Below are 23,776 nucleotides of genomic sequence, written 5' to 3' on the forward strand. Positions count from 1 at the left end.
CGGTCACCTCATGCGCCTGACGCGCACGCTGTCCTGCCAGCGGTAGCGGCGTCCAATCCTTCCGCCCCGTGCTCGGCGAGCCACGGGTCTGCGTCGATAGCCGGTTCGAACGCACCGCCGGGACGGATCTCGAAGTGCAGGTGCGATCCCGTGGACTTGCCGGATGACCCGACGTCACCGATGTGTGCGCCGGCGGTGACGCGCTCGCCGACCGTCACGTGGACACCCGTTGGCCACATGTGCGCGTAGGCCGACGCCACCCGCTCTCCGTTGACCGTGTGCTCGATGACGATCAGCTGTCCGTAACCCCCGTACGGCCCTGCCCAGCTGACGATCCCGTCCGCGATCGAGAAGATCGGTGTGCCGTCTGCCGCAGAGAAGTCGGTTCCTGCATGGAACGCAGGTCGACCCGTCATCGGGTCGGTTCGCCCGCCATAGCTGCTGGCCCGCACCCACGTGTCGCTCGGGAGGGGAAAGACGATGCGGGCCGTCTCGGGGACCGAATCGAGAGGTGCGCCGCCTCCGGTCGCCGACGCGATCGGCCGGGTCAGCGCGACGAGGACGGCTTCCGCGACGGGCTGATACTCCTGATAGCGGTCGGGGTAGGCCGAGCGCTCGACTGCTTGCGCAGCCGAGCCGGGATCGGCTGCCTGCCAGCCCGGGATGTCGAGGAGCCCCGCTGGGGAGGGAAAGTTGGGTCCTTCTGCTCCGCCGAAGAATGCGCGCACCTGGTAGTCCGGATCCATGAGCTCATCCACGGTGCCCCAGCCGGCCGTCGGGCGCATCTGAAACAGGCCGAGTGAGTCGTGATCGCTCCCGATGCCGTCGTTGGGCATGCCCAGCGATGCGGGATGGGCGGCGTTCGCGAGCATGCGCAGGGTCGACTCGGTGAGTGCGGCTATCAGCCCGATCAGCACCCCCTGCCGCCCGACACCCTCAATACCGCTGCCGACCGTGATGATCGTCGCGGCACGGGTGAGTTGTGTGTGCCCGAGGGTTACCGGTACCCCGTCGCTCCGTGTCGCCGTCAGGTTCTCCGGCACCTCGGTGACGACGAGCTGGCCGGATGCCTGGCAGGCAGCGAGCGCGGCGGGGGAGAGGACGAGGGGGAGCGCGATCAAGCCGGCGAACGGCAGGGTGATCAGGGCGACGGCGAGGGCGATGACGAGCTTCTTCATGCGGACGTCCGTCACCGGAGCGGATTGTCGACCTCGGAGAGCCGGAGCAGGCGGCATTCGTCGAAACTCGGCTCGCAGGCGATGAAGAGTGTGAACGCGATCGGTCGAGACGTCTCCTGCGCCTGGGTCCCGACGATGCCCGCGCGGTGGCGTGTACCCGTGATTGTGTACGCGATGGTTCCGGGAAGGATTTGGCCAGGTGTCGCTTGATCGATCGCGTCGTTCCAGGATGCCGGTACGAACGCTTCATCGATGGTGAGCCACTGGCGCGTGCCGTAGGTGCGCAGCGTCATCCAGGCTTCCGCGGTCGGCAGGTAGATGCGCACATCGGAGGCAAGCCCGGCGGTCTCGGCTCCGGAGGGATCCCCGGCGTCGACGATGACCTGTGCGTAGTCGACCGGATCGAAGTCGGTCGCGGTGTTCCAATTGATGAGCGCATGCGCTGCGTCGCGCGCGAAGGACTCGGCATCAGGTGTCGAGCGGATCGGGGGAAGCTCTGCTCTCGAGGCGCTCGGTTCGGGATCAACAGGCGGGGTAGCCGGCGCTGCTGGATCGACAGCAGTCGTCGGCGTGCTTGGCGTCGGCGCTAGGACCAGGCCGTACAGCCCGACGCCGACGAGTGCGGCCAACACTCCGAACCCGAGGGACAGGAAGAGGATGAGGCGCCGCCGGGGGCTCAGCGTGGCGACCATTACGCGATCTCCCGCCTCAGTTGCACCCTCGCGCTGCGCAGCGCCGCGAAGAACTCTACGGTCGACGAGAGAGTCGATTCGAACTGCTCGAGTTGCTCGTCAGTCAGGTCGGAGGCCACAGCTGCGACGTCGAAGTGTGTCCACCAAAGGTCGAGGTCCTCCCACACACGCACGAACGCCCGGACGGGAAAGACATGCGTCGCCGGGGCGCGGGACCGGGGAGTTCGCCGATTTCGCCTGGCCTCCTTGACTCTCGCGAGGGCCGCGCTCGCCAATTGCTCGAGTTCGTCGGGCGGCTCGAAATCCTCGGGCGCTTCGAAGTCCTCGAACTGCTGTGGCGGCTCCGGCTCGATGAGTTGCCGGATTCGCGCGTGCGACGCGGCGACACTTCCGCCCTCGTCGATGAGTCGCAGCTCTTCGCTCGCCTTCTCTTTCAGGGCTGGGTCGGCGCCAGGGTCAGTGACAAAGCGCTGCAGTTCGGCGATGCGCTCCAGCGTCGTGTACGACGCCTTGCCGGTGACCATCTGGGCTGCCTGCGTGCGACTCTTGCCCGACTTGAACTGCGGTGGTGCCACGGTGGCACCACCGTCACTTCCATTCCGCGCCTCGGGACGGCCGAAGCGGGTCGCGGCCTGACGGCGAGTCGCGTCGTCGGCGATGTGATCCTTCAGTTCGGTGTAGAGGGCGGCCGCCTCTGTCGGCGTGAGCGGCTTGTGGAGGAGGTTCTCAGCCTGCTCCGCCAACAGCTCGGCGAGCCGATCCGAGATGCCAGACCGCACCCACACCTTGATCGTCTTCTCGCCCAGCCGCTTCAACGCTTCCAGCCGACGAGCGCCACACACCAAGACGCCTTCCGGGGTCACGGTGACCGGCTGCAGCAGGCCGTCGCGGGTGATCGAGTCGGCGAGCTCGTCGATGTCCCCGTATTCGGTGCGGTGTCGCTTCCCGACGATGATCGATTCGATCGATCGTTCGAGCTCGATGTGGCCGGTGTTGGTTCCCACGGTCACCGCCTCGACCGCTCGGCGGGTGCGGCGAGACTGACCGCGAGGACGAGGTCGTCATCCGTCAGGAGAGAACGCAGCGGCTCGCCGATCAGCAGGCGAAGCAGGATGCCGCGGCCAGCTGTCGTCCGTGCGACCTCCGGTTCCGGGTTGCCGAGGACGGCGCGGAGCAATCCATTCCACGACGCGGACGATAGGTCGAGGAGGGTTCTTCCGTGAACGTCGCGCCGGAGCGATTCCCAGGCCGTCGCACGCGAAGGGACCTCGCTGAGCCGCGCGCAGATGTACTCCATCGCGGTGCGCGCTGGAGTACGCGGCCAACCGAGCAAGGTCATGAAGGCGATTGCATTCTCGACTGCCTCACCGATCCCGGCGCCGTCAGTTGAGCAACCATCGTCGGGTGAGTCCCCGATCGACTGCACACGAAGTGCCGGGTGATAGTCGCTCAAAGGGTTCTCTCGGTCGCTGAATCGCTCGGGGTCATGGAACGACGAGAACTCGGGTCGGCGCGCCTGGTACACGGAGCACATCAGGCCGTTTGCGCGCTCCTCCGCGATCAGCGTCACCTGTACGGCCCGCGTGACTACGGCCCAGGGGTCGTCAGCGTTGCGCACGGCCGACGAGCGCATCGCGTCGAATGCGGCCGCCGCGGCATCCCATGGATCGAGTCCGTGCTTGCGCGCCAGCTTTGCGTAACGCCGAACGACATACTCCATGAGCGCCGCGGCTTCGGCGTCGCGACGCCAGGCGCCACGGTCCTGCGCGGCGAGGCGTTCGAGCACTTCGCGCAGCCCCTCGGAGCTCTCAAACGCGGCGGGCACGCTCGCCGACTCGGACGAGTCCGGAACGCGTTGCGAGTGAACCGATGCGGCGGCAGCTGAGCGGGAACCCTGGCTCGACATGGCAACCTCGCTACCGACCGATTCCAGAACGACGGACGGACCCGTGATCAGCGCGGCCGTTTCCGAACGCCTCCACCGGCGGGAGGTGAAGGGCCCGTTCTCGGATTGCGCGGCGAGTAGCCGCAACCCCCTGCGTCGGGAAAGCGCGCGCTCGCCGGGCGAGCGAGGACTCGAGGTCGATTCCCTGGCCCGCGACGCGCCCGGTGACGGCGGGAACGAGTTCCGTAGGCCGCATCCAGACGACCTCACTTCGAACCTGCTCGGCGCCGGAGAGGGAGAGCGGCTGCCTCGCGAGTGAAGGATCGCCGTGCCGCGCCAATTCGGAGACCTCTTCGGGTGACCACTTATCGACGAGTTCACGTTCACGCTCGGACGCGTCCAAGCGAAGCGGCAGGCCGGGTCGCTCGACTCGCTCGTATTCGTTCATGACGTAACCTCCTTCTGAACCTCAGGTGTGCCGATCGTCCCCGCGAACCACCGGCCGACTGTCGACGGATGAACTCCCGTGGCGCTCGCAATCTCCTTGTTCGACATCCCGCGCTGACGCATCAGCGCGGCAACGCTTCTACGGGCACCCTTCTCCGGAACCTCGACCAGCGAGCGAATCGGAACGACTTCTGTGGACAGGTCTCGTGGCGTCTCTGCTGTGGAGGAAACGTGGAGGCGGAATCGCTGGGTGAGAACGACCGTCAGGTGAGTGATCGCGAGAAGCACCAGCGGCGGTACTGCGGCAACCGACGCTGCAAGCACAGGAAGAACATTGGCATCGGCCGCGACGACGGCATGGATCGAGTTTGCGGTGACCGATACCGCAGCGCCGATCATGAGCAGCATCCACGGATACCACGCACCCCGCTGTCCGGCGAGCGCGACGACGGCAACGGTTCCGACGACGATGATTCCGTCCACAATGAGCGGCCACGCCCACGCCTGCGTCGCCGCGATGCCGGACGCGTGGGCGAGATCCGCGAGAGCGGTGAACGACAACCAGAACGCACCGACAGCGATGAACACGGTGCCGACTACCGCGGTCCATACGGCAATCCGTCCTGACCGCGGGTCGGTCGTAGCGGGGATCACGAGATCACCTGCCCGCTGAGCGAGCGGGATGCTGAGCTGCCACCACTGATGCGAAAGGGTGGCGTCTGCCTCACCACCGTTCGGTACGCAGATCGGATGGTCGTCAGGATCTCAGCCTGATGCAACCCCGCGTGCTCCGCAGCAGGCCCGAGTACATTGCGCGCGCTCTGATCGGTGACCCCGTTCTCCGCGAGCCGGCATGCGGCCCAGTACAGGGCGCGGTTCCGTTCGCCCTCAGCCCGTGCGGCCATCCAGGCCGCGATACGCTCTGCGTCAATATCGTGGCGGGCCTCCGCGGGCATCTTCACAGCAGGGGTCGGCCTCGGGTCAAGGAACTGTCTGAGCGCCGATCCGTCGATAGACACGGCGTCCTCGCGTCCAGCGCCGATCAGCGCATATGCAGACCTGTTGCCTTCGAACAGCACCAGCGACGGCGGCACGATGACGTAACCGCCCTCGCCCCGAAAGTCGATGCCGGCGCTGGCGGCCTGCCACGATGCCTGAATGCGATCAGGGTCTGCGGGGTAGTAGGCGTGCATCCCACCGGATGCCGTCTTCACCAGCGCCTGCCAGCGATCCACGAGACCTTCCCGGCGAGCGAGCTCGAAGGCAGCGAATCCGCGCACCCGCCCGTGCACATCGATGTCTACGACCTCGACGGCGGAAGCGCGCCCGGTCGGCATTCCGATGTTCGCTTCGGGCCATCGAGCCCACCATCGGGCAATCTGCCGGTCGTCGGAGGTCGCGTCGCGGAACCCGTGCTCTGTGAGCGGTCGCTTCTCCGCTGGCTTGCAAGGGAAGATCGGGACTCCTGCCGCAGCGAATCGAGCGGCGCCTTCCCGCGGCGAGAGGCCGATCATCCCGGCGAACAGGGCGACGGTGTCCATCACAGAACCCGGGCCGAGATCGCGGCTTTGGGGGACGAGTTCCGAGCGTTCGCGATGCGGACATCATCGAACCGTTCCGTCGGAGCGGCCCCGGTTGGCTGAAGTGCACCCCGCTGCGCTTCCCTCGTCAACCCCGGTGGGTCGCCCGTGCCGGCTTGCACCGTCGGCAGTCCCCTGAGGATCGTGACCGTTGCCGCCCGGACTCGCTCACCAGTCGTTTGCACGACTTCCACCGGCGTCTTGCCATCGACGGATGCTGCCCAGGTCGCCACGTAGGGAATGGTGTAGCCGGATGTGTCGAGGCCGTGGGCCGCTCCGATCATCAGAGCAACGGACTCCGCTTCGACCTCCCCGATCCCGCGATGGAGCACGGCATCCGCGTTGTCAGGGCCGTGCAGCATCACATGCGCCAGCTCGTGCGCCAAGGTCTTCGTACGCGCCGCGGGGTCTATGTCGCCTCGAATGGCAACGCTCCGAGTGAGGTAGTCAGTCATGCCGTTGGCTCCGCCGAGATCGCGATCGCTCCCAACAGTGCGCAGCGTGTACCCGTGTTCGCGTACGAGGGATGCAAGACCATCCCAGAGACCTTTTGGCGCCTCGCCCGCGAGCAACTGCGGAGTGGGGGCATGGGGGATCGGGACACCGCTCGTCTGCGAGGCATCCCACACGTATGCGGGCCGCACCCCGACCATTCGAGTGCGCACTTCGTCGTTGCGTCTCGGGATCTCGCGAGGCGCAAGACGACGCCATGACTCGGTGACCTCTGGGGTGGGGGAGGTGAACCGCGCGTGGATGGGCGCAAAGATCATGTACCCGGTCTGGCCGCGATCGACCGACCTCCCAAGCGCGCGCCATTGCCGGAACCCCGCGACGTACGTCGGCCTGGGCTCAGCCACCCTGCCCTGCTCGAACGCAGCGAGGTGTTGCAGCCAGATGAGCATGGTGTTGTTGAACGAACGAGAGCGGAATCGCGCGGCGAACTCAAGAGCTCGCACCCAGTCATCGCTCGTCACCAGCGTGGCCACGGCATCCGCCAGCTGAGCGTGCAGCCGTTCGAGCTTCGCCTCAGTGGAACCGACGGCGTGGAGTTGGTGAGTCATGGCGGGGGCACCTCCTTCTGATCAGCCGACAGAGCGGCTTCCTGTGGGAGGTACGCGCGATCTCACCGGAGCCGAACAGCGCGCGCGCGAACGGCCGACCCGAGATGGTCGCATAACGGTTCACGCTCGCGCGGGGCGGCCTCACGAAATTCGGGCGCGCCCGCGAGCCGGCTGTGCGGGGGTGGAGTGCCGGCAACTCCGCTGATCCGTCCTGGGCGATGACCTCCTCTTTGAGCATGCTCAAATTGCTTAGGAGTCGTTTCTAGCACCGACATTGATCATGCGCAATGATTGATTTGAGCATGACCAACGAGTACATTGAGCATTCTCAACGCCAGTCGACGGGCGCTCACAACCGACAAGCCTTGCCTCACCCGAGGGGAAGGGTGGTCCACCGAAATGACAGAAGACGAGAGCAAAGTGGCCGCGGAAGACCTCGCGAAACGCCTCAGGCTGCTCCTCGACGTCGCGATCACCGAGTCGGGTTCCGAACCGACCTACGCCCAGATCGCCGCGTTCCTCGAGAGGCGCGGCATCAACCTGTCGAGATCTCGATGGACATACATGGTCAACGGCCATCGCTACGTGCAAGATCCCGCGCTGTTCGAAGGGCTGGCTGCGTTCTTCGACGTGGATACCGCGTTCCTGCTGGGCGAGGACGGGGTAGCGATTCCGGACAAGGTCACCGCGCAACTGGATCTCGTGCGGGCGATGCGGGCAGCGAAGGTGAAGTCGTACGCCGCGCGCACGCTGGGGGACATCTCCCCGAAGGCTCTTCAGGCGATCAGCAGATTCCTGGATGAGGAAATGACACATAACTGAGCAGTGCCCTTGCCGGTCCGTTGTGGCCCCCCACCGGCACATGCTCCCCAGACGGGAGTGACATCGTGAATATCGAGCAGACCGTGTCGACGGCCGTCGCAGACCTTGCGCTGGGTAGCACCTTCACCTTTGACGATCTCGTTGGGGCAATCCAGGATCACCGGCAGCGCACACTCAGAATCGTGGAACTTGCGGATCTCGGCGACCACGATGGCATCTGCGCGGTGTGGCTCATCACCGAGAGCGAAGACCTCGTCCTTCACGCGCACAGCGACTCCGTCCTCCATCGCCAGCAGTTCGTCCTGCACGAGTTCGCCCACATGATCCTCGGGCATGGAGAAGACGACGAATGTTCGACGGAAGACTTCCTGCTTCCCGACATCCCCGCCCGGACTCGGCGTCGACTACTCACTCGTCAAGATTTGGACTCTCACACCGAGATCGCGGCGGAGGCCTTGGCTGATCATCTCGCTGCGGCGATCAGAGGCTCGGTGTGCGGCGAATCGCGCTATCTCGAGATCTTCGGGTGATGCAGACCTTCGTCGCGGTGCTGATGTGGCTGCTCGTGGCGAGCCTGCTCATCTTGCGCCGCGGACGAGCCGAGCGGAGCATCACCTACGCGGCGATCACGATCGCTGTCGCTATGACGATCAACGTCGATGCGGTCTACCGCTTCATCGATGCACTCCTCGGCGGCTCGAATGTCGCCACCCTCATCGGGGACTGTGCGCTCATGGTCGGGATCTTCTTCCTTGGCCGAGGGATCATGAAAGCGGGGGAGTATCAGCCCGGCCCAGTTCGCATTGCGCTGGGCCCCGTTGCCCTCCTGGTTGCGCTGAGCGGCGTCGGGATCGCCTTTCTGCTCATCGACCGTGGCGCCACGACGACCAACTTCATGATTGATCTCGGAGCGCAGCCTGCCGCAGCTGCGTACTCCATGATCCAGTTCACCTACTACGGGATCGTCGTTGGCACCATGGCAGTCCTCGCGAGTCGCCAGTATCGGCTGAGCGTTGGTCTACAGCGTCTGCCGGCCGGCTGTCTCGTCGTCGGCGCGCTCCTCGGAGTGGTTCTCTGTGTCGTCGTCCTCATCATGGACATCGCACACGTTGCCGGGCGTGTAGACGTGATGGCGGACGTGTCTATCGCGTATGGACCGCTTTACATATTGACCTTCCTCTTCCTCTGCGTCGGACTCGCGGGGCAGCCGACAGTGCGCTACCTGAGCGCGCGCCGGAGGGCGGCGCGAACACGCTCGCTCATCAACGAACTGTCGCCCGCATGGCGAGCGGCGACGATCGTTCGCCCGGGATTAAGTCAGACGGATGCGGCGTCCGTGCAAACCGATGGCCTCGAGGCACAGTTGCATCGTCAGGTCGTAGAGATCCGCGACGCGATGATCGACCCGCGCGTGTCTTTTTCTCTCAACGCAGGCGACCGCCTCGTCCTTGAACGTGCGGAGCAGCATCTCCTCGGAACCGACGAAGCTCGACTTCACGCGTCGGCTGCGCCGGCCACACGGCGCACGTCTCAACGAGGGGCGGCATGAGAGGCCCGATGGCGCTGGGGGGCGTGATGGCCGCCACAGCGTCCCTATCGTTGGGACTCGGTTTGGTGATCGCGCGGCGCCTGACCGCGCCTTCGCGCACGCGCCGATTCGACCTGCCCATCCGTGCCGTCGAACAGGATGGCGACCGGCAGGTGATCGTGCTCGATCGAACGCATCAAACTGAGTCCCCGGGTGAGTTCACTCTGCTGTTCCCAGGTGGCCATTGGGCGCAGCTGTCTGCCGAGGTACTTGATCGCGGGTCTGGGCGCCTCGCACGAGCCGTGACAGCAACAGCACCGGGCTTCACACCGTCAGCCGACGATCGCGCCTCGTGGAGCGGGATCTACTTCATGACGCCCGCCGATGCGGGCCTCAGCGCCTACGACGTTGCGATCCCCACTCCGTCGGGGCCTGCGCCGGCGTGGCGTATTGATGGCAGCGACTCGCAGTCAACGAGGTGGGCAATCCACATCCATGGGCTCGGCAGCCCGCGAGCCGGAACGCTGCGCGGTGTGCAAGTCACCACGGATGTGGGCTACACGTCTCTCGTCGTCAGCTACAGGAATGACGGCGAGGGCCCGCGGCGCGGAAGTGGTCGGTCAACACTCGGCGCCACTGAAGTCGAAGACGTGGACGCTGCGATCCAGTACGCCATCGACCAAGGCGCGCGTGAGGTCGTTCTCTTCGGCTGGTCGATGGGAGCGCAGGTCGCACTCCAGCTCGCTGCACGGCCGCGTTACAGCAGGCTGATAGCCGGGCTCATCCTTGAGTCGCCCGTTCTCGACTGGGCAGCCACGATCAAGGCGAACTGCGCCCGCACCGGGCTGCCTGCCGCGGCGGGGCTCCTCGCGCTCCCGTGGCTCACTTCGCCTTTGCTCGTACACGCAGTCGGCTTGACCGGCACCATCCCTCTCGGGGATCTCGACTGGATCGCACGCGCGCACGAGCTGGCAGTCCCTACTCTGATCCTCCACGGAACGAACGACGGCTCGGCGCCGTCGGCCCTCTCTCGCGAGCTCGCAGTGCTGCGTCCAGATCTCGTTCAACTCGAAATCTTCGACTCAGATCACACGATGACGTGGAACTCCGACCGAGAGCATTGGCGGTCCACTGTTGCTGCCTGGCTTATCGCCGAGGTTACAAACTGACTGATGCTGGAGTAGTGCCCCTTAGCGTGGTGTAGCCCTCTTTTGCCCGGACCGGGCCAGGACCTACCGAGATTGCGCAACAGCCTGTTGCGCAATTGCCGTAGGGCAACATCACCGTGCTCCTGGACAAGCTCCTCGGTCCCGAACTGCGGGACTGGTACGCCGGCCAAACCCTGACGCACGGATGGACCGGTGCCACGCTCGAGCACCCCATCAAGACCACCGCTCACCTGCGGTTCGGCGGGGCGCCGACGAACTTCGATCGCATCCTGGACCCGGGTGCGTCCGAGCTCGCGCAGCAGATCACGAAGGATCCGTACGTCTTCGACTTCCTTCGCATCGAGCCGGGCCACGCGGAGCGGGAACTCGAGCAGGCGCTGGTGGAACGCGCCATAAAGACCCTCGGAGAGTTGGGCAGCGGATTCAGCTTCGTCGGCCGGCAGGTCCCGTTCGACGTGGACGGCGATGAGTTCTTCGTCGACCTGCTGTTCTTCCATCTCGAACAGCTGCGCTACGTCGTAGTGGAGCTCAAGGCAGGTAAGTTCAAGCCGGAGTATGCCGGCCAGCTCGGCTCCTATGTGGAGCTTGTGGAGGGACAGCGACCCAGATCGCATTTGCTTCTGCCAGAACCGCCAGGACGCCAACCTAGAAGGCAGCCCGCCAACGCCGATTAGTCGCCCAGCGAGCAATGGTCCGAGCGTGTAGCCGAGGCTCTTCCACGACCCATAGCGACCGAAGTAGCGCCCCGTGCGACCAGCGCCGGCCAGGCGGGCAACCGTGGCAGACGACGCTGGCGAGAACGCTGCGGTGGCGGCGCCCTGCCCCCAGTCGTGCAACCGCCAGCATGATGGTGTTGTCAGCGCCAAGCCCGAACGGCGACAGTCCCGCAAACGCGAGGAGACCGCCGACGATCACGGGTTTGGCCCCGATCCGATCCGACAGGGATCCGAACAGCGGCTTCAGCAGGAGTTCGGCGACGTCTTACAGCGCCAGGATGTCCATCACCCGTGCGGCGGCGTTGGCACGGTAGCCGAATCATCATCGCCAGCCGAAGGTGGGTACGCTTCAGGAGTCTCCTGAGGGAGGGAGGACGGCGTGAACCTGGAGCTGGCGGTGGTCCTCGCACTTCTGATCGCGGCGATCGTGATGTTCGCGATCGGCCGGCCGCGCATGGATGTGGTTGCGCTATTGATGATCGTCGCGCTGCCGTTGACCGGCATTCTCTCCGTCCCGGAGACTCTCGCGGGTTTCGCCGATCCGAACGTCGTGCTGATCGCCGCGCTCTTTGTCGTGGGTGAGGGGCTCTCCCGCACGGGGGTCACGTACCGGCTCGGGGATTGGCTGGCGCGTACGGCGGGTGCGAGTGCGACGCGGGTGATCGTGCTGCTCATGCTCTGCGTCGCGCTGCTCGGCGCGGTGATGAGCTCGACGGGCGTCGTCGCGATCTTCATTCCGGTCGCGTTGAGCGTGGCATCCCGAACGGGCATCTCGGTCAGGCAGCTGTTGATGCCGATCAGCTTCGCCGGTCTCATCAGTGGCATGCTTACGCTGATCGCCACGACGCCGAACCTAGTGATCGACGCTGAGCTGCGGCGGCACGGTCTGAGCGGTTTCGGCTTCTTCGCCCCCACCCCGTTCGGGCTTGTCATCCTCGCCCTGGGCATCGGCTACATGCTGGTCGCTCGTCGGTTCCTCGGCGCGGAGGCGATCGCGGATGCCGGTTCGCGCACCTCCTTCGGGAGCCTGATCCTCGACTACGGTGTGGACGCCCGCACCCGCCGATATCGAATCAATGCAGGATCGCCGCTGATCGGCCAACGACTGGCGGATGCCGAGTTCGGCGGCGGCGCGATGGTCGGAGTCCTGGTGCTCGAGCGCACCCGCCTTTGGCGTAAGACCGTACGCACCTCCGACGACGACACGATCCTCACGGAGGGCGACATCGTGGTGGTGGACCTGGAGGTGCCCAGCGCGGAGAGACGTCGTCTCCGGCTCGAAGAGCTGGCATTGACACCCGACTTCTTCGAATCGTACTCACGTCAGGTGGGTATGGCCGAGGTCATGATCGCGCCAGACTCGTCCGCGCGCGGCCTCAGCGTGCGGAGCATCCGGTTCCGGGAGAAGCACGATCTCGTCGTGCTTGGCGTCCGTCATCGGCGCGAGGCCGCCGGGCCGGCATTCCCCGTGATCCGCCTCGCCGCCGGCGACACACTGCTCGTCGCCGGCGGCTGGGATTCCATCCACCGGCTCCAGGCGCAGCGCCAGGATTTCATCATGCTCGACCTCCCGGCCGAAGTGAAGGAAGTGGCCCCCGCCGCCAACCAGGCCCCCTTTGCGATCGGCGCGGTGCTCGTGATGGTTGCGCTGATGATGACAGGCATCGTCCCCAACGTGATCGCCGCGCTCATCGCGTGCCTGCTGATGGGGCTCTTCCGCTGTGTCAACATGCCCAGCGCCTACCGATCGATCCACTGGCCGACGATCCTGCTCATCGTCGGAATGCTGCCGTTCGCGCTCGCCCTTCAGCGCACCGGCGGCGTGGACCTCGTCGTCGATGGCCTGCTCGGCGGGCTCGGCGACGCGAACCCGACGATCCTGCTTGGCGGCGTCTTCGTGCTGACCGCCGTCATCGGGCTCTTCGTGTCGAACACTGCGACGGCCGTGCTGATGGGTCCGATTGCGATCGGCATCGCAACACAGCTGGGGGTCTCGCCCTATCCGTTCGCGATGGTTGTCGCTCTGGCGGCTTCCGCCGCGTTCATGACACCCGTGTCTTCGCCGGTGAACACCCTCGTGGTCGAACCCGGCCGCTACAGCTTTCTCGACTTCTTCAAAGTCGGAGCACCCTTCACCATCGTCGTCCTCCTCGTCAGCGTGTTCATGGTGCCCCTCGTCCTCCCCTTCTGACCGACACCACGCGCCCGCCGAGGAGTGCACCCCGTCACGGTTTCACCCGCCAAAAAAGTGACGCCGCCCACCGACGGGTTCAGCGACTTCACTTCTCAACCTCGCGCAAGGATGACGGCGTTCCGAGCTGGCGGCGCGCGAGACCGGATCGAAGTGCGTATGCACTCGGGAAGCCCGCAACGCCGGATTCAGAGCGCTGGCGACGACCTCGTTGCACTCCAGCACGCTTCTTTGCGTGACGCACCGAATTGCCTCTGACGGACGCATTGTGATTATCGAAACGGGTGTCTACAATCGGAGGATTGCAATCGCGTCGGCGGCGCACAGGTCACAAAGCAAAAATGAGCTGGAGGCCGACAGCAGTGCAGTCGCTCGCTCACTGCGGTAGCGCAGCGTGCGCTGGACGGGCGATCATGCGTAACCGCACCCTGCCAAGGAGCACGCCAGATGAATATTTCTGAGACCGACCGCTCCCGCGCCGAGGCGCCCGCAGCGTCCTGGGCCATCACTGGGGGGGAGGTGTTGCGCGCTGTCGCTAGCGGGCCAGAAGGCCTGACGGAAGGCGAGTCCGAATCCCGTCTCGCGCGCGACGGTCGCAACGAATTGCCGACTCCGCCCGAGCCGTCCGTCTTCAAGCGTCTGCTGGCCCACTACGCTGACGTTTTGATCTACATCCTCATCGTGGCGGCCGTGCTGAAGGCGATTAGGGGTGACTGGGTCGACTTCACCGTGATCGCTGTTGTGATCGTGGCTACTGGGCTGATCGGCTTCATCCAGGAAGGTCGTGCGGCGTCGGCGCTCGCGGGATTGCGCAAGATGCAGTCGTTGAGCGCGCAGGTACGGCGCGACGGGACCTGGGGAGTGGTCGACTCCGCGACCATCGTCGTCGGTGACGTCGTCCGCGTTCGTAGCGGCGACCGGGTGCCGGCGGACGTCCGGCTGTTAACCTCCGGGCGGCTGCAGATCGACGAGTCTGCGTTGACAGGCGAGTCGGTGGCCGCCGACAAGAGCGATGAGATCGTGGCTGCGGATGCGGGCATCGGGGACCGAACGTCGATGCTCTTCTCAGGGACGATCGTCACCGCGGGCAACGGCGAGGGCGTGGTGGTGGCTACGGGGCGGGACACTGAGATCGGCCGTATCTCGGTGCTCGTGTCCGAGCAGGACCAGATGGACACCCCGCTCGCCCGACAGCTCGCCCACCTGGGTAAGCAGCTGTCGATCCTCATCGGCGTGCTCGCCGTTGTCATGTTGCTCGTCGGCTGGTTCGTGCACGGCCTGGATGTTGATGAGCTCATCTCGGCGGCCATCGGGTTCGCCGTGGCTGCGGTGCCAGAGGGACTGCCCGCCCTGGTGACGATCACGCTAGCGCTCGGCGTGCAGCAGATGGCTAAACGCCACGCAATCACACGCAAGATGGAGGCGGTTGAGACCCTCGGCTCCACGACGACCATCTGCTCTGACAAGACTGGGACGCTCACTCAGAACGAGATGACCGCCCGGACGGTCGTCACGGCAGTAAGCACATACACAGTCGAGGGCACCGGCTATGACCCCGTGGGTCGGGTCGTCAACTCCGACGGCCAGACCGCCGACCTCGCCGTCCACCCCGACCTCTCCGATCTCGTGCTGGCCGCCGGTCTCACCAACGACGCCCATGTCGAACAGACGGAAGACCGCTGGCGGGTTGTCGGCGTGCCGACCGAGGGAGCCCTCGACGTCCTGGCGGCGAAAGCCGGCGCAGCCACCGGCGCCGTGACCCGCGTCGGCGCGGTGCCGTTCGAGTCAACCCACAAGTTCGCAGCCACCCTCGACGAGCTCCCGACCGGCTCAACCCCCGACGGCGTGACCCGATTCGTCCACGTGGTCGGCGCCCCGGACCGCCTTCTCGACCGAGCCGACACCGAGCGCTCTGCCGACGGCGGCACCGCACCGCTCAACCGGGCGGCGTGGGAGGAGCGGATCGACGCACTCTCGGCCAAAGGACTGCGCGTGCTGGCCGCAGCCACACGCCCGGCCGACGGTGTCGACAATATCGCGCTGGGCGACCTCGATGGCGGCCTGACTTTCCTCGGCATCATCGGCATCGTCGACCCACCACGCCCCGAGTCAACTGCAGCGATCGCCGAGGCCCACGCTGCAGGTATCCGCGTGAAGATGATCACCGGCGACCACCGCGGGACTGCGACGGCGATCGCCCGTGAGCTGGGCATCGCCCCAGCGGAGGGCGAAGTTCTCGCCCTGACCGGCGCCGACCTCCAAGCGATGGACGACGACGAACTCCGCCGGGTCGTACGTGACGTGGACGTTTACGCTCGTACCTCCCCGGAGCACAAGCTGCGGATCGTGCGCGCCCTGCAGTCTCACGGCGAGGTCGTCGCCATGACCGGCGACGGCGTCAACGACGCCCCTTCGATCACGCTCGCGGACGTTGGCGTGGCCATGGGCATCAAGGGAACCGAAGCGACCAAGGAAGCGGCGGACATCGTTCTCGCCGACGACAACTTCGCGACTATCGAACGCGCTGTCGAGGAAGGCCGGCGGATCTATGACAACATCCGCAAGTCCGTAGTCTTCCTGTTGCCAACCAACGGCGCGCAGGCCCTTGTGATCATCGCTGCGGTCCTGGCGGGGATTGCTCTGCCGCTTTCCCCGGTGCAAATCCTTTGGATCAACTTGGTCACCGCGCTCACGTTGTCGTTGACCTTGGCGAGAGAGCCCGCAGAGCCAGGCATCATGCGGCGCATGCCGCGCTCAGCGACGGAGCAGGTCCTGTCGTCGCGGGCGATCGCCGTCGTCCTCACCGCCTCGGTCGTCATCGGCGTCGCGACCTTCGTCGTTTACCTTCTCGAGCGCGACCGCACCGGCGATTACGCCGTGGCGCAGACGTCCGCAGTCCTGATGCTCGCCCTCGGCCAGCTCGCTTTCCTTTTGAACTGCCGTCTGCTCAACGGTTCCGCGTTCACTGTTCGGGTACTTACCGGGAACCGCAACCTGTGGATCTCGGCCGGCCTGCTGATGGCTCTGCAGATCATGTTCACCTACGCGCCGTTCATGAACGACTGGTTCGACTCAACCCCCATCGGTTTCCACAGTTGGGCACTGACAGCTGGCCTGGCCGTCGGCGTTTTCGTGGTGATGGAAGGTGCCAAGGCCGTCATCCGACGGATTGGAAACCGCACGCCGCGAGAGCAGGGAGCACTGCCCGCAGGAAACGCGACGCATCGGGCTTGACGCTAAGCCTGTATCCACCGGTCGACGTGAGATTCTGACGGCTCGTCAAACCGAGAACGCTCATCTGATCAGGTGCAATAGGACTTGTCTAGAGCTCACGAAGGCTGCTCAGCAGCTCTGGACGTCATAGCCTGAACCCATGCGCGCAACTTTGATTGATGAGCGGGATGTCACGGAGGAGATCCATGACGCGGTGTTCCGCGTGTGGGGCCATCTGAATGGCGATGGCGCGGTCGCAGTGTATGAGATGGAGGGCGCCAGCCTGGTTGAGACTATCGACTGGGCGCGCGCGAACTTTCGTGAGGCCTGGTCCCTTTCAGCCGACATCCGCGGGTCGGACCGAGTCACAGCGGTGTGGCTTGTGGGCTCTGACCCGTCCGACCGCGCGGACCGTTCTGTCTAGATCGTTCTCCAGATTAGGTAGTTGTCACAACACACCGACAGCCGATCAGGTGGGTCCGAATGAGACCGTCACCCTGGTCTCCACTCAGGTTGTCACAGACAGCGTGACCACCTCTTCTTGGCAAGGCTGCGCAAGCCGCCGTGACGGCTCGCGCGCCTCGAGCACCTCGCCATCTCGTTTGCGATCCCGCTCATCGCACGACGATGGTGGTTGTCGCGAGCCGGGCGAGAACCTGTTCACTGGTGGAGCCGAGGAGGAACCGTGCCATCGCCCCGCGGCGGTGCGATCCGACTATGGTGAGGCGCGCGTGCGCCGCGACACGGTTGATGAGGAGGGCCGGTTCGCCCCGTTCAACGACCAGTTCCAGTCCCAAGTCCGGGTACTTCGAGGGAAGCCCACCAACAGAGCCGGCTAGCGTTTCCGCGGCCATGCGGTGCATGATGCCCAGGTAGTCGTCGGGGTAGGACCTGAGACCGAGAGGTACCGTGACTGGCGACCAAGCGCTGACGGCGGTGAGCACCTCTGCGGACCGGTCCGCCTCGGCGGCGGCGAACGCGATGGCGGCCTCGGACACATCTGCTCCGTCGATGCCGACGACGACCCCGGTTCTGCCAGTCAGGTCCAGGTCGGGTACGACGGCGACCGGACAGTGTGCACCGGCGGTGATGCGGATCCCGTGCGGGCCGCGCGCTGGCCCGGTCTCTGGGCCGCGGTAGTCGCTTCCGATGACCAGCAGAGCAGCTCCCTTGGAGGCGTCGATGAGCTGTTCCACCGGTTTGCCCCGCCCGATCCGCGTCTCGACGGGCACGCCGTGCGCTCGGACGCGCTCAGCCTCCCGATCGAGAAGGCTTCGTGTGAGCTGGAGGGCCTCCTCGATGACTGGTCCCTCCCCGCGGACACCTTTCGCGCGGCCGATGATCGATACCAGCTCGAGCCGGTCACCACGCGCTGCAGCTCTCTCCACGGCCCAGTCCACGGCCCGACGAGACGCAGACGCATCCGTCACACCGACAACCAACTTCTCATTCATGTTGCACTCCTTCTCATCGAACGGGTTCTCAGCCCTGCGTCAACGGCAGATCGGCCCGACGCCGCATCCTCCGTCACGTCGGGCTCCGGGCTGGACAAAGAGGCTGCTGCGCGGTCGAAATGAAGAATCGGGGCGCCGCCGAGGCTGCGGAGCACTGTGTGCAGCGGGCCTCTGTGGAGCTGACCCGAGACACGAGTGGACGGATCCTTCGCGCGAATCTCGCCGACCAGCCGGCAAAGCTGCTCCCTGGCCTGGGAGGCGTGGCAATTCCGTTCGGCGATGGTCTCCCATGCTCGGTCTTCGACGACGCGAATGATACGGACGCCACCGCTTGTGCGAGCAGCGCCAGCCCAGGCGTCCCGAACGGTCTCCGGCGGTTCGCTCTCTCCGGTCAACAGCACGACGGCCCCGGCATCCATGGGACGAGTCGGACAGCCATCTTCAGAACGCGATCGGAGGGGTTGTCCGTGTGCAGTGCTCATGGGTCTCTGCCTCCTTCTTCTACTATCCGGGGGCCAGCCCGGCGCACGTAGGGCCGGAGGTCCTGTTGGCGGGGCCTCCAGCTGTTCCGGTCGAGCACGGCCGGCGGGATCGAGGTTGGGCTGCGAGGTGGTCAAGGATTGCAGGTCTCGCACCATTGCGGGTCGGCGAGGGTTGAGGTGCGTGGTCGGGTGTGGGTGGTGTCGCAGGTGCTGCAGGCGTGGATGTCGGCGGCGGGCAGATGCGTGGGTTGACCGCACGTGCCGCAGGGGAGTCCGGGGATGGTCTTTACTCGCCCGTATCCGGGGCTGCGGCAGCCGGGGCAAGGGGTGGAGAGGCGCCTGGCCATGCGGGAGCAGAGATCTCGGAGGATGTCGGCGCGGGCGGGTGAGCGATGCGCACGATAGTCCGGCAGCACCGACACGGGCACGTTCTGGTCGAGGAGCCGGTTGACGGTGATCTCAAGTTCGGCCGGGCTGTGGGTGTCTTTGTGGGCGTGGGATCCGTGGTCGTGGTGGGCTTGCACGATGACGCCTTGGTGGGGAAAGCCGAGGCTGGTGGCGTAGGAGAGGGCTTGCGCGCTGGTGAGGATGTGCCGGCCCGGGGGCAGGGGGAAGCTGGCGGTGCGGGATTCGACAACCTCGATCCCGCGGTCCTCGTCGAGGAAGAGGACGAGTTCGTTGTGTCGGGTACTCCACCCGTATTCGGTGGTGAAGCTGCCTTCGCTGGCCAAGCCTGCTGTGAGGCCTGCGGTGCGGATTCCGAGGCGCGCTTTGGCGCGCGCGGTTTCTCGTGGGGGGGAGGGTGCGAGGAATGTCGCCGGCGAAGGTTCCGAACTGGTCAGTGTCGATTCCGGCCACGCCGAGAACTGTGGCGCCGAGGATTGTGTGGAACGGGCCACGGGCGAGATGTTCTTTGCCGTGCATGGTGGCGAACGCGATGACGGCACCGCGGTAGGGGTGCGGGGTGGGTGTCATTGGAAGTAGTCAGGTCGGCTGACGTAGGTGTCGGTGGCGAACATGACGCCGCTGCAGCTGGTGAACAATTCCCGTGCTGCGGTGATGAGCTCTTCGGCGCGGTCGGTGGGGAGGACGGTGATCAGCATGGTGAGGGTGTCGTAGTCGTTGAACAGCAGCGCACCGGAGTGTTGGCCGTGGTGGCCGATGCCGGAGACGCCGGAGACGGCGGTGTAACCGGTGGCGCCGGCAGCGGTGATCAGGGCGCGGACCGAGGGGGCGTCGCGGCCGGGGACGACGAACTCCACCTTCGTCATTTGGGTCAGTCCGTGCATGAGCGGTTCTCCTTGTTGTGTGTGTGGGCGGGTGGGCTCGACCAGCCGTAGCGGGTGTACCGGTGCCAGGGGGTGTTGGGGGAGGGGCGGGCAGTGAGGGTGATCCAGTCGTTGTCGAACAGGTCGCGCAGGACCTGGTTGCCGGAGATGATGTCGCCGATCCTTTCCAGCGGGGCTTGGATGATCACGCTCAGGCGCAACGGTTCGTGCAGGTAGTTGTCGCCGACGGCGACGGATTGCCAGGGCAGTCCGCGGCGCAGGTCGCCGCTGTGGCCGGCGAGGACGCCGATGCCGCCGATGGCGTTGTGGATGGTTTTGGTGCCGGCGGAGAGCAGGTCGGGGTTGAGGGTGGAGAAGTAGTACTGGTGGTTGATCCACTGCGCCACGATCATCGGGGCGGTCAGGATGGTTTCCAGCCCCGTCCCGCCGGGGTCCATCTCGGCGCGGTAGGAATGCAGGAACACCCGGCGATGCAGGTTCACACTGGCGGTCATTTCCCGGGGTCCGATGATCATGGCGGCGTTGCCGGCCAGTCCCAGCTCTGGGTAGACCTCTGCCCAGTCGTGTGCGCGGGCTCTCAGCCGCGCCAGGGACTGGTGCGGGTGTGCGCCGGGGAGGCCAGTGGCTCGCTCGCGGACGAGGAGATCGGCGGCGTCACGTGCGCGCGTGCTGAACTTGGCCAGTTCGGCGGCGTGGGTGCTCGGGACCAGGTGCGGGTCCAGCACGGTGATGGTGTCGGCGACGGTGTTGTGCAGTGCGGCGACGAAGATGGTGTCCTGCGGGATTGTGATCCCGCGGGGGGCGAGCGCTGCCCGGACGGTGGGGTCGTTGAAGATCGCTGCGGCTGCTCGGGCGTTGACTGCGCCTGGGTTTCCGCCGCAGGCGCCGCAGTCCAACGCTGATTGGTAGAGGTTGTTGGTGCTGGTGGATCCGTGTCCGGTGAGGACGATGAGCGGCGCGAACTGGTGCAGTCCCATCATCGTGACCGCAGCTTCGGCCAGCGTCGCACGCTCTTCGAGGCTGAAGGCATCCGAAACGGTGACCTCGCTGGAGGAGGGCGGCGCGATGAGGGTCCGCCACGTGCGGGTGAGGGTGTGGTGCAGGCCGGGGGTGAGGGTGCGGGTGAAGGTGGCGGCGCCGTAGAACCAGCCTGCGGTTTCGGCCAGCGCGAACGGGGTCGCTGTTGCGTTCTCGGTGGTGTGCAGGGCGTGTGCGGCGGCGTCGATGAATCGGAGCCCCTGGCCGCGTCGGTGGGCGCGTTGGGGGCTCGTGGGTGATTCGGTGACGGCGTGGCGGGGACGCAACAGGGCGGGAAGCGAGTCCACCGCCCCGCGGCCCTGGTGGGACGTGAACCGGACGGGGACGCCGAAGAACCCGGCGAAGCCGAGCGTCTCCACCCCCGGTTGCGTTTCCAAGTGACGGCGTACCCCTTCGGAGCGCGGGTCGATACACATCACCACCTGCACCGCCGGCCGGTCCGGTGCGGTGCTGCTCTGGGTGATCGACTGAAGCAATGCGGCCCGATAGTGGCCGTCGTAGGCGGCTTGCCAGGTGAACGGATGATCGGTAGGGGCATGCAGGATCAGGATCCGGGCCACCATCGCCACCTCGGCACGGGTGGGCGCGGTCGCCAGGGTGGCGGAGATCTGTTCGGCGCGCTCCCACAATTCCCTCCCCGGGGCTGGGGTCTCCTCGCCTGCCGGTGTGGGGTGGGCCGCGGAGGGTGGCAGGGGCAGGTCGAGGGCATGGCGGAGGGCGAGGCGGACGGCGAGATATTCGGTCAAGTCGATGTCGCTGTTGTGCTCGGACCGCCATTTCAGGTAGCTGGTCCACCCCGGAAGCGCAGCCAGCTCTGCTGTGAGGGTCTCCACGGTGGTCGTGTCTCCGACCCCGAGATGAGTGAGGGTTGCCGTCAGCGCGGGCAGAGCCCGGTCGGGGAGGGAGCGAATCCGCCGTCGTGCCAGCCTGGTCAGGTGCGGGTCGTGGACGGCCAGGGCGTGCCAGGCGCGGTAGAACCCGTGCTGCCGTCCGGGTATCGGCCACTGCGGGTCGGGGTCCACGAATGCGGCCACCCACTTTGTGATGTGCTGCTCGAGCGGATCCGCCGGCGGCGATGTCCTCGGAGTCGGCGGGCGGGTGTCGGGACGGAGCAATTCCGCGACCAGGATCTCTTCTGCCGACCAGGCCATCCCGCCGAGCTCGATGACAGGTAGCCCGGCGAGTTCCCCGATCCGCTCCCGCAGAGCGGTGATCAGGTCGGCGCGCGTGATGCGGCCTGACGCGAACTGGGCGTGGTACCGCGGGAGAGTCTGGGTGAGCGCGACTCCGGGTTCGGCGATGTTCTCGAATCGGGTGCTCTCGTGTGCAGCGAGCGGGTTGAGCGCGATGAACGATCCGATCGGCCAGCTGGCCATGACGTCGTGGGCGGCTTGGGCGACATGGGCCTGGACCAGCAGACTCATCACACGGCCTCCTTCTGACGGGCACGGGCAGGGCCGATCCGGGTGGGCGCGGAGACCGTCGATTCGGCGAGGGTCCGCGCATACAGGGCGCTGTGCATCCGGCTGGCCGTGCGCGGGGAGTTAACGAGCAGCTCCAGACCAAGCAATAGGGCGGCGGGGATCAGCAGCCACCAAGGCGATGCCGGCTGGATTGACGCAGCGGGAGTGATCAGGTGTTCGAAAATGCCGAGGAAGGCGACGTACGAGAATCCCAGGACAGTGAGTCCGATCGCCGCGGCCGTGAGAGTGGCCGCTGTCATCGAGCGGCGCAGCCCGGCTGCGACGGCAACGGCGGCGGTAAAGGCGACGAATCCGAGCAGGGCCAGGCTCGCGGGGGTTGCCTGGGGGGCGAGCATTCCCTTCGCTGCCACGAGCACCGCCACAGGCAGGGCGGTGGCGAGCAGGACCGCTGCGACCGTTCGGGAGCGGGGGGATGGTTCCGGGGCGGGCCAGGTCCGCTGCTCGGCGTGGTTGGCCACTCCGGTGCCGGCGGAAAGGAACAGGGCGGACTTGTAAAGCGCGTGGGCGATCAGGTGGAAGATGGCCGCAGCGAACGCGCCCAGCCCGACAGCCATCATCATGAAGCCCATTTGACCGGCGGTGGAGAACACCAGCCGGCCCTTCACGTCAGGTTTGACCAGCCGAACCGCCGTGGCGTACACCAGCGTCGCCGCGCCGGCTGCGAAGATGACCAGCATCGCCGCAGCCACGGGCGCGATCAGCGGGGAGAACCGGATGACCAGGATGGCGCCGGCGTTCACGACCCCGGCGTGCAGCAGCGCAGAGACGGGGGTTGGGGCCGACAGTGTCGCGGGAAGCCACCGGTGGAAGGGGATCTGGGCGGACCGGCCAAGTGCCGCGACCACCAACAGCAGAGCCACCGCGACGACGATGCCCTCCGGCAGTGTCGCTGACACCGATCCCACCTCTGCGAGGCGAATATCTCTCCCGGCGGCCAGCGTCAGGACCAACACCGCCACCACCAGGGGGGCGTCCGCGATCAGGAAGCTCAGCCCAGTCCGCCGGACCCCTTGACGGGCCTGTGGCAGCGACCCATAGGTGTGCAACAGGAAGACCAGGGAAACGCCCGCCGCGATCCAGCCGATGGTGAAGGTGACCACCGTCCCCGCACACACCATCACCACGGTGCTGCCCGTCAACGCGTTCGCCCACACTGCGAACCATCGTTGCCGTAGGTCGCCGCGCAGGTAGCGGAGCGCGAACATCTGGATCACCGCGCTCAACCACAAGACCAGCGTCAGCATCAGCACCGCCACCGCGTCGCCGGCCCAGAGGCCCCCGGACGGCGGCTGCTGCCCAGCTAGTACCGCCAGCAGCCGGGCGGCGATAGCAGCGAGGGCGCCTGTTCCCGTCGCCCATGCAGCGGCCCGCGCCACGGTCCCGGCCGATGCCGGGAGCAAGGCGGCGACCACGACACCGACCCACGGTGCCGCTATCGCGATCGTGAAGACCACACTCCCCATCAACCACACCCGTTTTCACCTGTCACTGGAAACACGAAAAACATAGCACGTATTGTGATTCGGTAAATGGGTATGCGGAAACAA

At 66.2% G+C, this 23,776-nt stretch carries 20 protein-coding genes; 8 read left to right on the plus strand and 12 right to left on the minus strand.

Going from position 1 to position 23,776, the window contains the following annotated elements:
• Positions 1-8: 8 nt before the first annotated feature.
• From BR85_RS05090 to BR85_RS05120, 7 genes are all read right to left on the minus strand, one after another.
• The gene (locus tag BR85_RS05090; protein ID WP_231478568.1) at positions 9-1,193 is read right to left on the minus strand and encodes a M23 family metallopeptidase; all 1,185 of its coding nucleotides are present in this window, start codon (positions 1,191-1,193) and stop codon (positions 9-11) included.
• Positions 1,190-1,870 (minus strand): hypothetical protein, encoded by a 681-nt coding sequence (locus BR85_RS05095; protein WP_028495554.1) that lies wholly within the window; start codon positions 1,868-1,870, stop codon positions 1,190-1,192. Before BR85_RS05095 ends, BR85_RS05090 begins: the two co-directional genes overlap by 4 nt.
• Positions 1,870-2,874 carry a ParB N-terminal domain-containing protein gene (locus tag BR85_RS05100; RefSeq protein ID WP_028495555.1) on the minus strand — a complete coding sequence of 335 codons (1,005 nt, stop codon included), beginning with the start codon at positions 2,872-2,874 and terminating at the stop codon, positions 1,870-1,872. Before BR85_RS05100 ends, BR85_RS05095 begins: the two co-directional genes overlap by 1 nt.
• A gap of 2 nt (positions 2,875-2,876) precedes the next feature.
• Entirely contained in the window at positions 2,877-3,776 is a 900-nt protein-coding gene (locus BR85_RS05105) for a hypothetical protein (RefSeq protein WP_231478569.1), read from the minus strand.
• A 423-nt stretch (positions 3,777-4,199) separates the two neighbouring features.
• Positions 4,200-4,790: a DUF2637 domain-containing protein gene (locus BR85_RS05110; RefSeq protein WP_231478570.1), complete on the minus strand. Its 591-nt coding sequence runs from the start codon at positions 4,788-4,790 to the stop codon at positions 4,200-4,202.
• 62 nt (positions 4,791-4,852) lie between these two features.
• Entirely contained in the window at positions 4,853-5,743 is an 891-nt protein-coding gene (locus BR85_RS05115) for a bifunctional DNA primase/polymerase (protein WP_036272257.1), read from the minus strand.
• Complete coding sequence (locus tag BR85_RS05120; protein WP_051526155.1) at positions 5,743-6,843, minus strand: ArdC-like ssDNA-binding domain-containing protein; 1,101 nt, start codon at positions 6,841-6,843, stop codon at positions 5,743-5,745. Before BR85_RS05120 ends, BR85_RS05115 begins: the two co-directional genes overlap by 1 nt.
• 420 nt (positions 6,844-7,263) lie before the next feature.
• Here BR85_RS05120 and BR85_RS05125 point away from each other — a divergent pair, with 420 nt between their 5' ends.
• From BR85_RS05125 to BR85_RS05160, 8 genes are all read left to right on the plus strand, one after another.
• The gene (locus tag BR85_RS05125) at positions 7,264-7,665 is read left to right on the plus strand and encodes a hypothetical protein (protein ID WP_331280840.1); all 402 of its coding nucleotides are present in this window, start codon (positions 7,264-7,266) and stop codon (positions 7,663-7,665) included.
• A 65-nt stretch (positions 7,666-7,730) separates the two neighbouring features.
• A complete protein-coding gene (locus BR85_RS05130; RefSeq protein WP_028495559.1) occupies positions 7,731-8,195 on the plus strand; it encodes an ImmA/IrrE family metallo-endopeptidase in 465 nt (154 codons plus the stop codon).
• Positions 8,195-9,214 (plus strand): hypothetical protein, encoded by a 1,020-nt coding sequence (locus BR85_RS05135; RefSeq protein ID WP_231478571.1) that lies wholly within the window; start codon positions 8,195-8,197, stop codon positions 9,212-9,214. The genes BR85_RS05130 and BR85_RS05135 overlap by 1 nt, the downstream gene beginning before the upstream one ends.
• Positions 9,215-9,222: 8 nt before the next feature.
• Entirely contained in the window at positions 9,223-10,362 is a 1,140-nt protein-coding gene (locus BR85_RS05140; RefSeq protein WP_231478572.1) for an alpha/beta hydrolase family protein, read from the plus strand.
• 116 nt (positions 10,363-10,478) lie between these two features.
• Positions 10,479-11,036, plus strand: coding sequence for a PDDEXK nuclease domain-containing protein (locus tag BR85_RS05145; RefSeq protein ID WP_051526156.1), 558 nt, complete (start codon positions 10,479-10,481; stop codon positions 11,034-11,036).
• 421 nt (positions 11,037-11,457) lie between these two features.
• Positions 11,458-13,269: an SLC13 family permease gene (locus tag BR85_RS05150; RefSeq protein ID WP_028495562.1), complete on the plus strand. Its 1,812-nt coding sequence runs from the start codon at positions 11,458-11,460 to the stop codon at positions 13,267-13,269.
• Positions 13,270-13,716: 447 nt separating this feature from the next.
• Positions 13,717-16,503 carry a cation-translocating P-type ATPase gene (locus BR85_RS05155; protein WP_081782670.1) on the plus strand — a complete coding sequence of 929 codons (2,787 nt, stop codon included), beginning with the start codon at positions 13,717-13,719 and terminating at the stop codon, positions 16,501-16,503.
• A 139-nt stretch (positions 16,504-16,642) separates the two neighbouring features.
• A complete protein-coding gene (locus BR85_RS05160) occupies positions 16,643-16,906 on the plus strand; it encodes a hypothetical protein (RefSeq protein WP_028495563.1) in 264 nt (87 codons plus the stop codon).
• Positions 16,907-17,096: 190 nt separating this feature from the next.
• Here BR85_RS05160 and BR85_RS05165 read toward each other — a convergent pair whose 3' ends face one another.
• The 5 genes from BR85_RS05165 to BR85_RS05185 all read right to left on the minus strand — a co-directional run bounded on the left by BR85_RS05165 (position 17,097) and on the right by BR85_RS05185 (position 23,683).
• On the minus strand, positions 17,097-17,936 hold the full coding sequence (locus tag BR85_RS05165) for a universal stress protein (RefSeq protein ID WP_028495564.1): 840 nt from the start codon (positions 17,934-17,936) through the stop codon (positions 17,097-17,099).
• Positions 17,937-18,549: 613 nt separating this feature from the next.
• Positions 18,550-19,365 (minus strand): DUF6671 family protein, encoded by an 816-nt coding sequence (locus BR85_RS05170; protein WP_331280841.1) that lies wholly within the window; start codon positions 19,363-19,365, stop codon positions 18,550-18,552.
• Between the two features lie 24 nt (positions 19,366-19,389).
• Positions 19,390-19,707: a P-II family nitrogen regulator gene (locus tag BR85_RS05175; protein WP_028495566.1), complete on the minus strand. Its 318-nt coding sequence runs from the start codon at positions 19,705-19,707 to the stop codon at positions 19,390-19,392.
• Complete coding sequence (locus tag BR85_RS05180) at positions 19,695-22,169, minus strand: DUF2309 domain-containing protein (RefSeq protein ID WP_155947951.1); 2,475 nt, start codon at positions 22,167-22,169, stop codon at positions 19,695-19,697. Before BR85_RS05180 ends, BR85_RS05175 begins: the two co-directional genes overlap by 13 nt.
• Positions 22,169-23,683, minus strand: a complete 1,515-nt coding sequence (locus tag BR85_RS05185; protein ID WP_155947952.1) for a proton-conducting transporter transmembrane domain-containing protein — start codon at positions 23,681-23,683, stop codon at positions 22,169-22,171. The genes BR85_RS05180 and BR85_RS05185 overlap by 1 nt, the downstream gene beginning before the upstream one ends.
• Positions 23,684-23,776: the final 93 nt, after the last annotated feature.

This window comes from Microbacterium sp. UNCCL10 (assembly GCF_000746195.1).
Classification (GTDB): Bacteria; Actinomycetota; Actinomycetes; order Actinomycetales; family Microbacteriaceae; genus Microbacterium; species Microbacterium saccharophilum.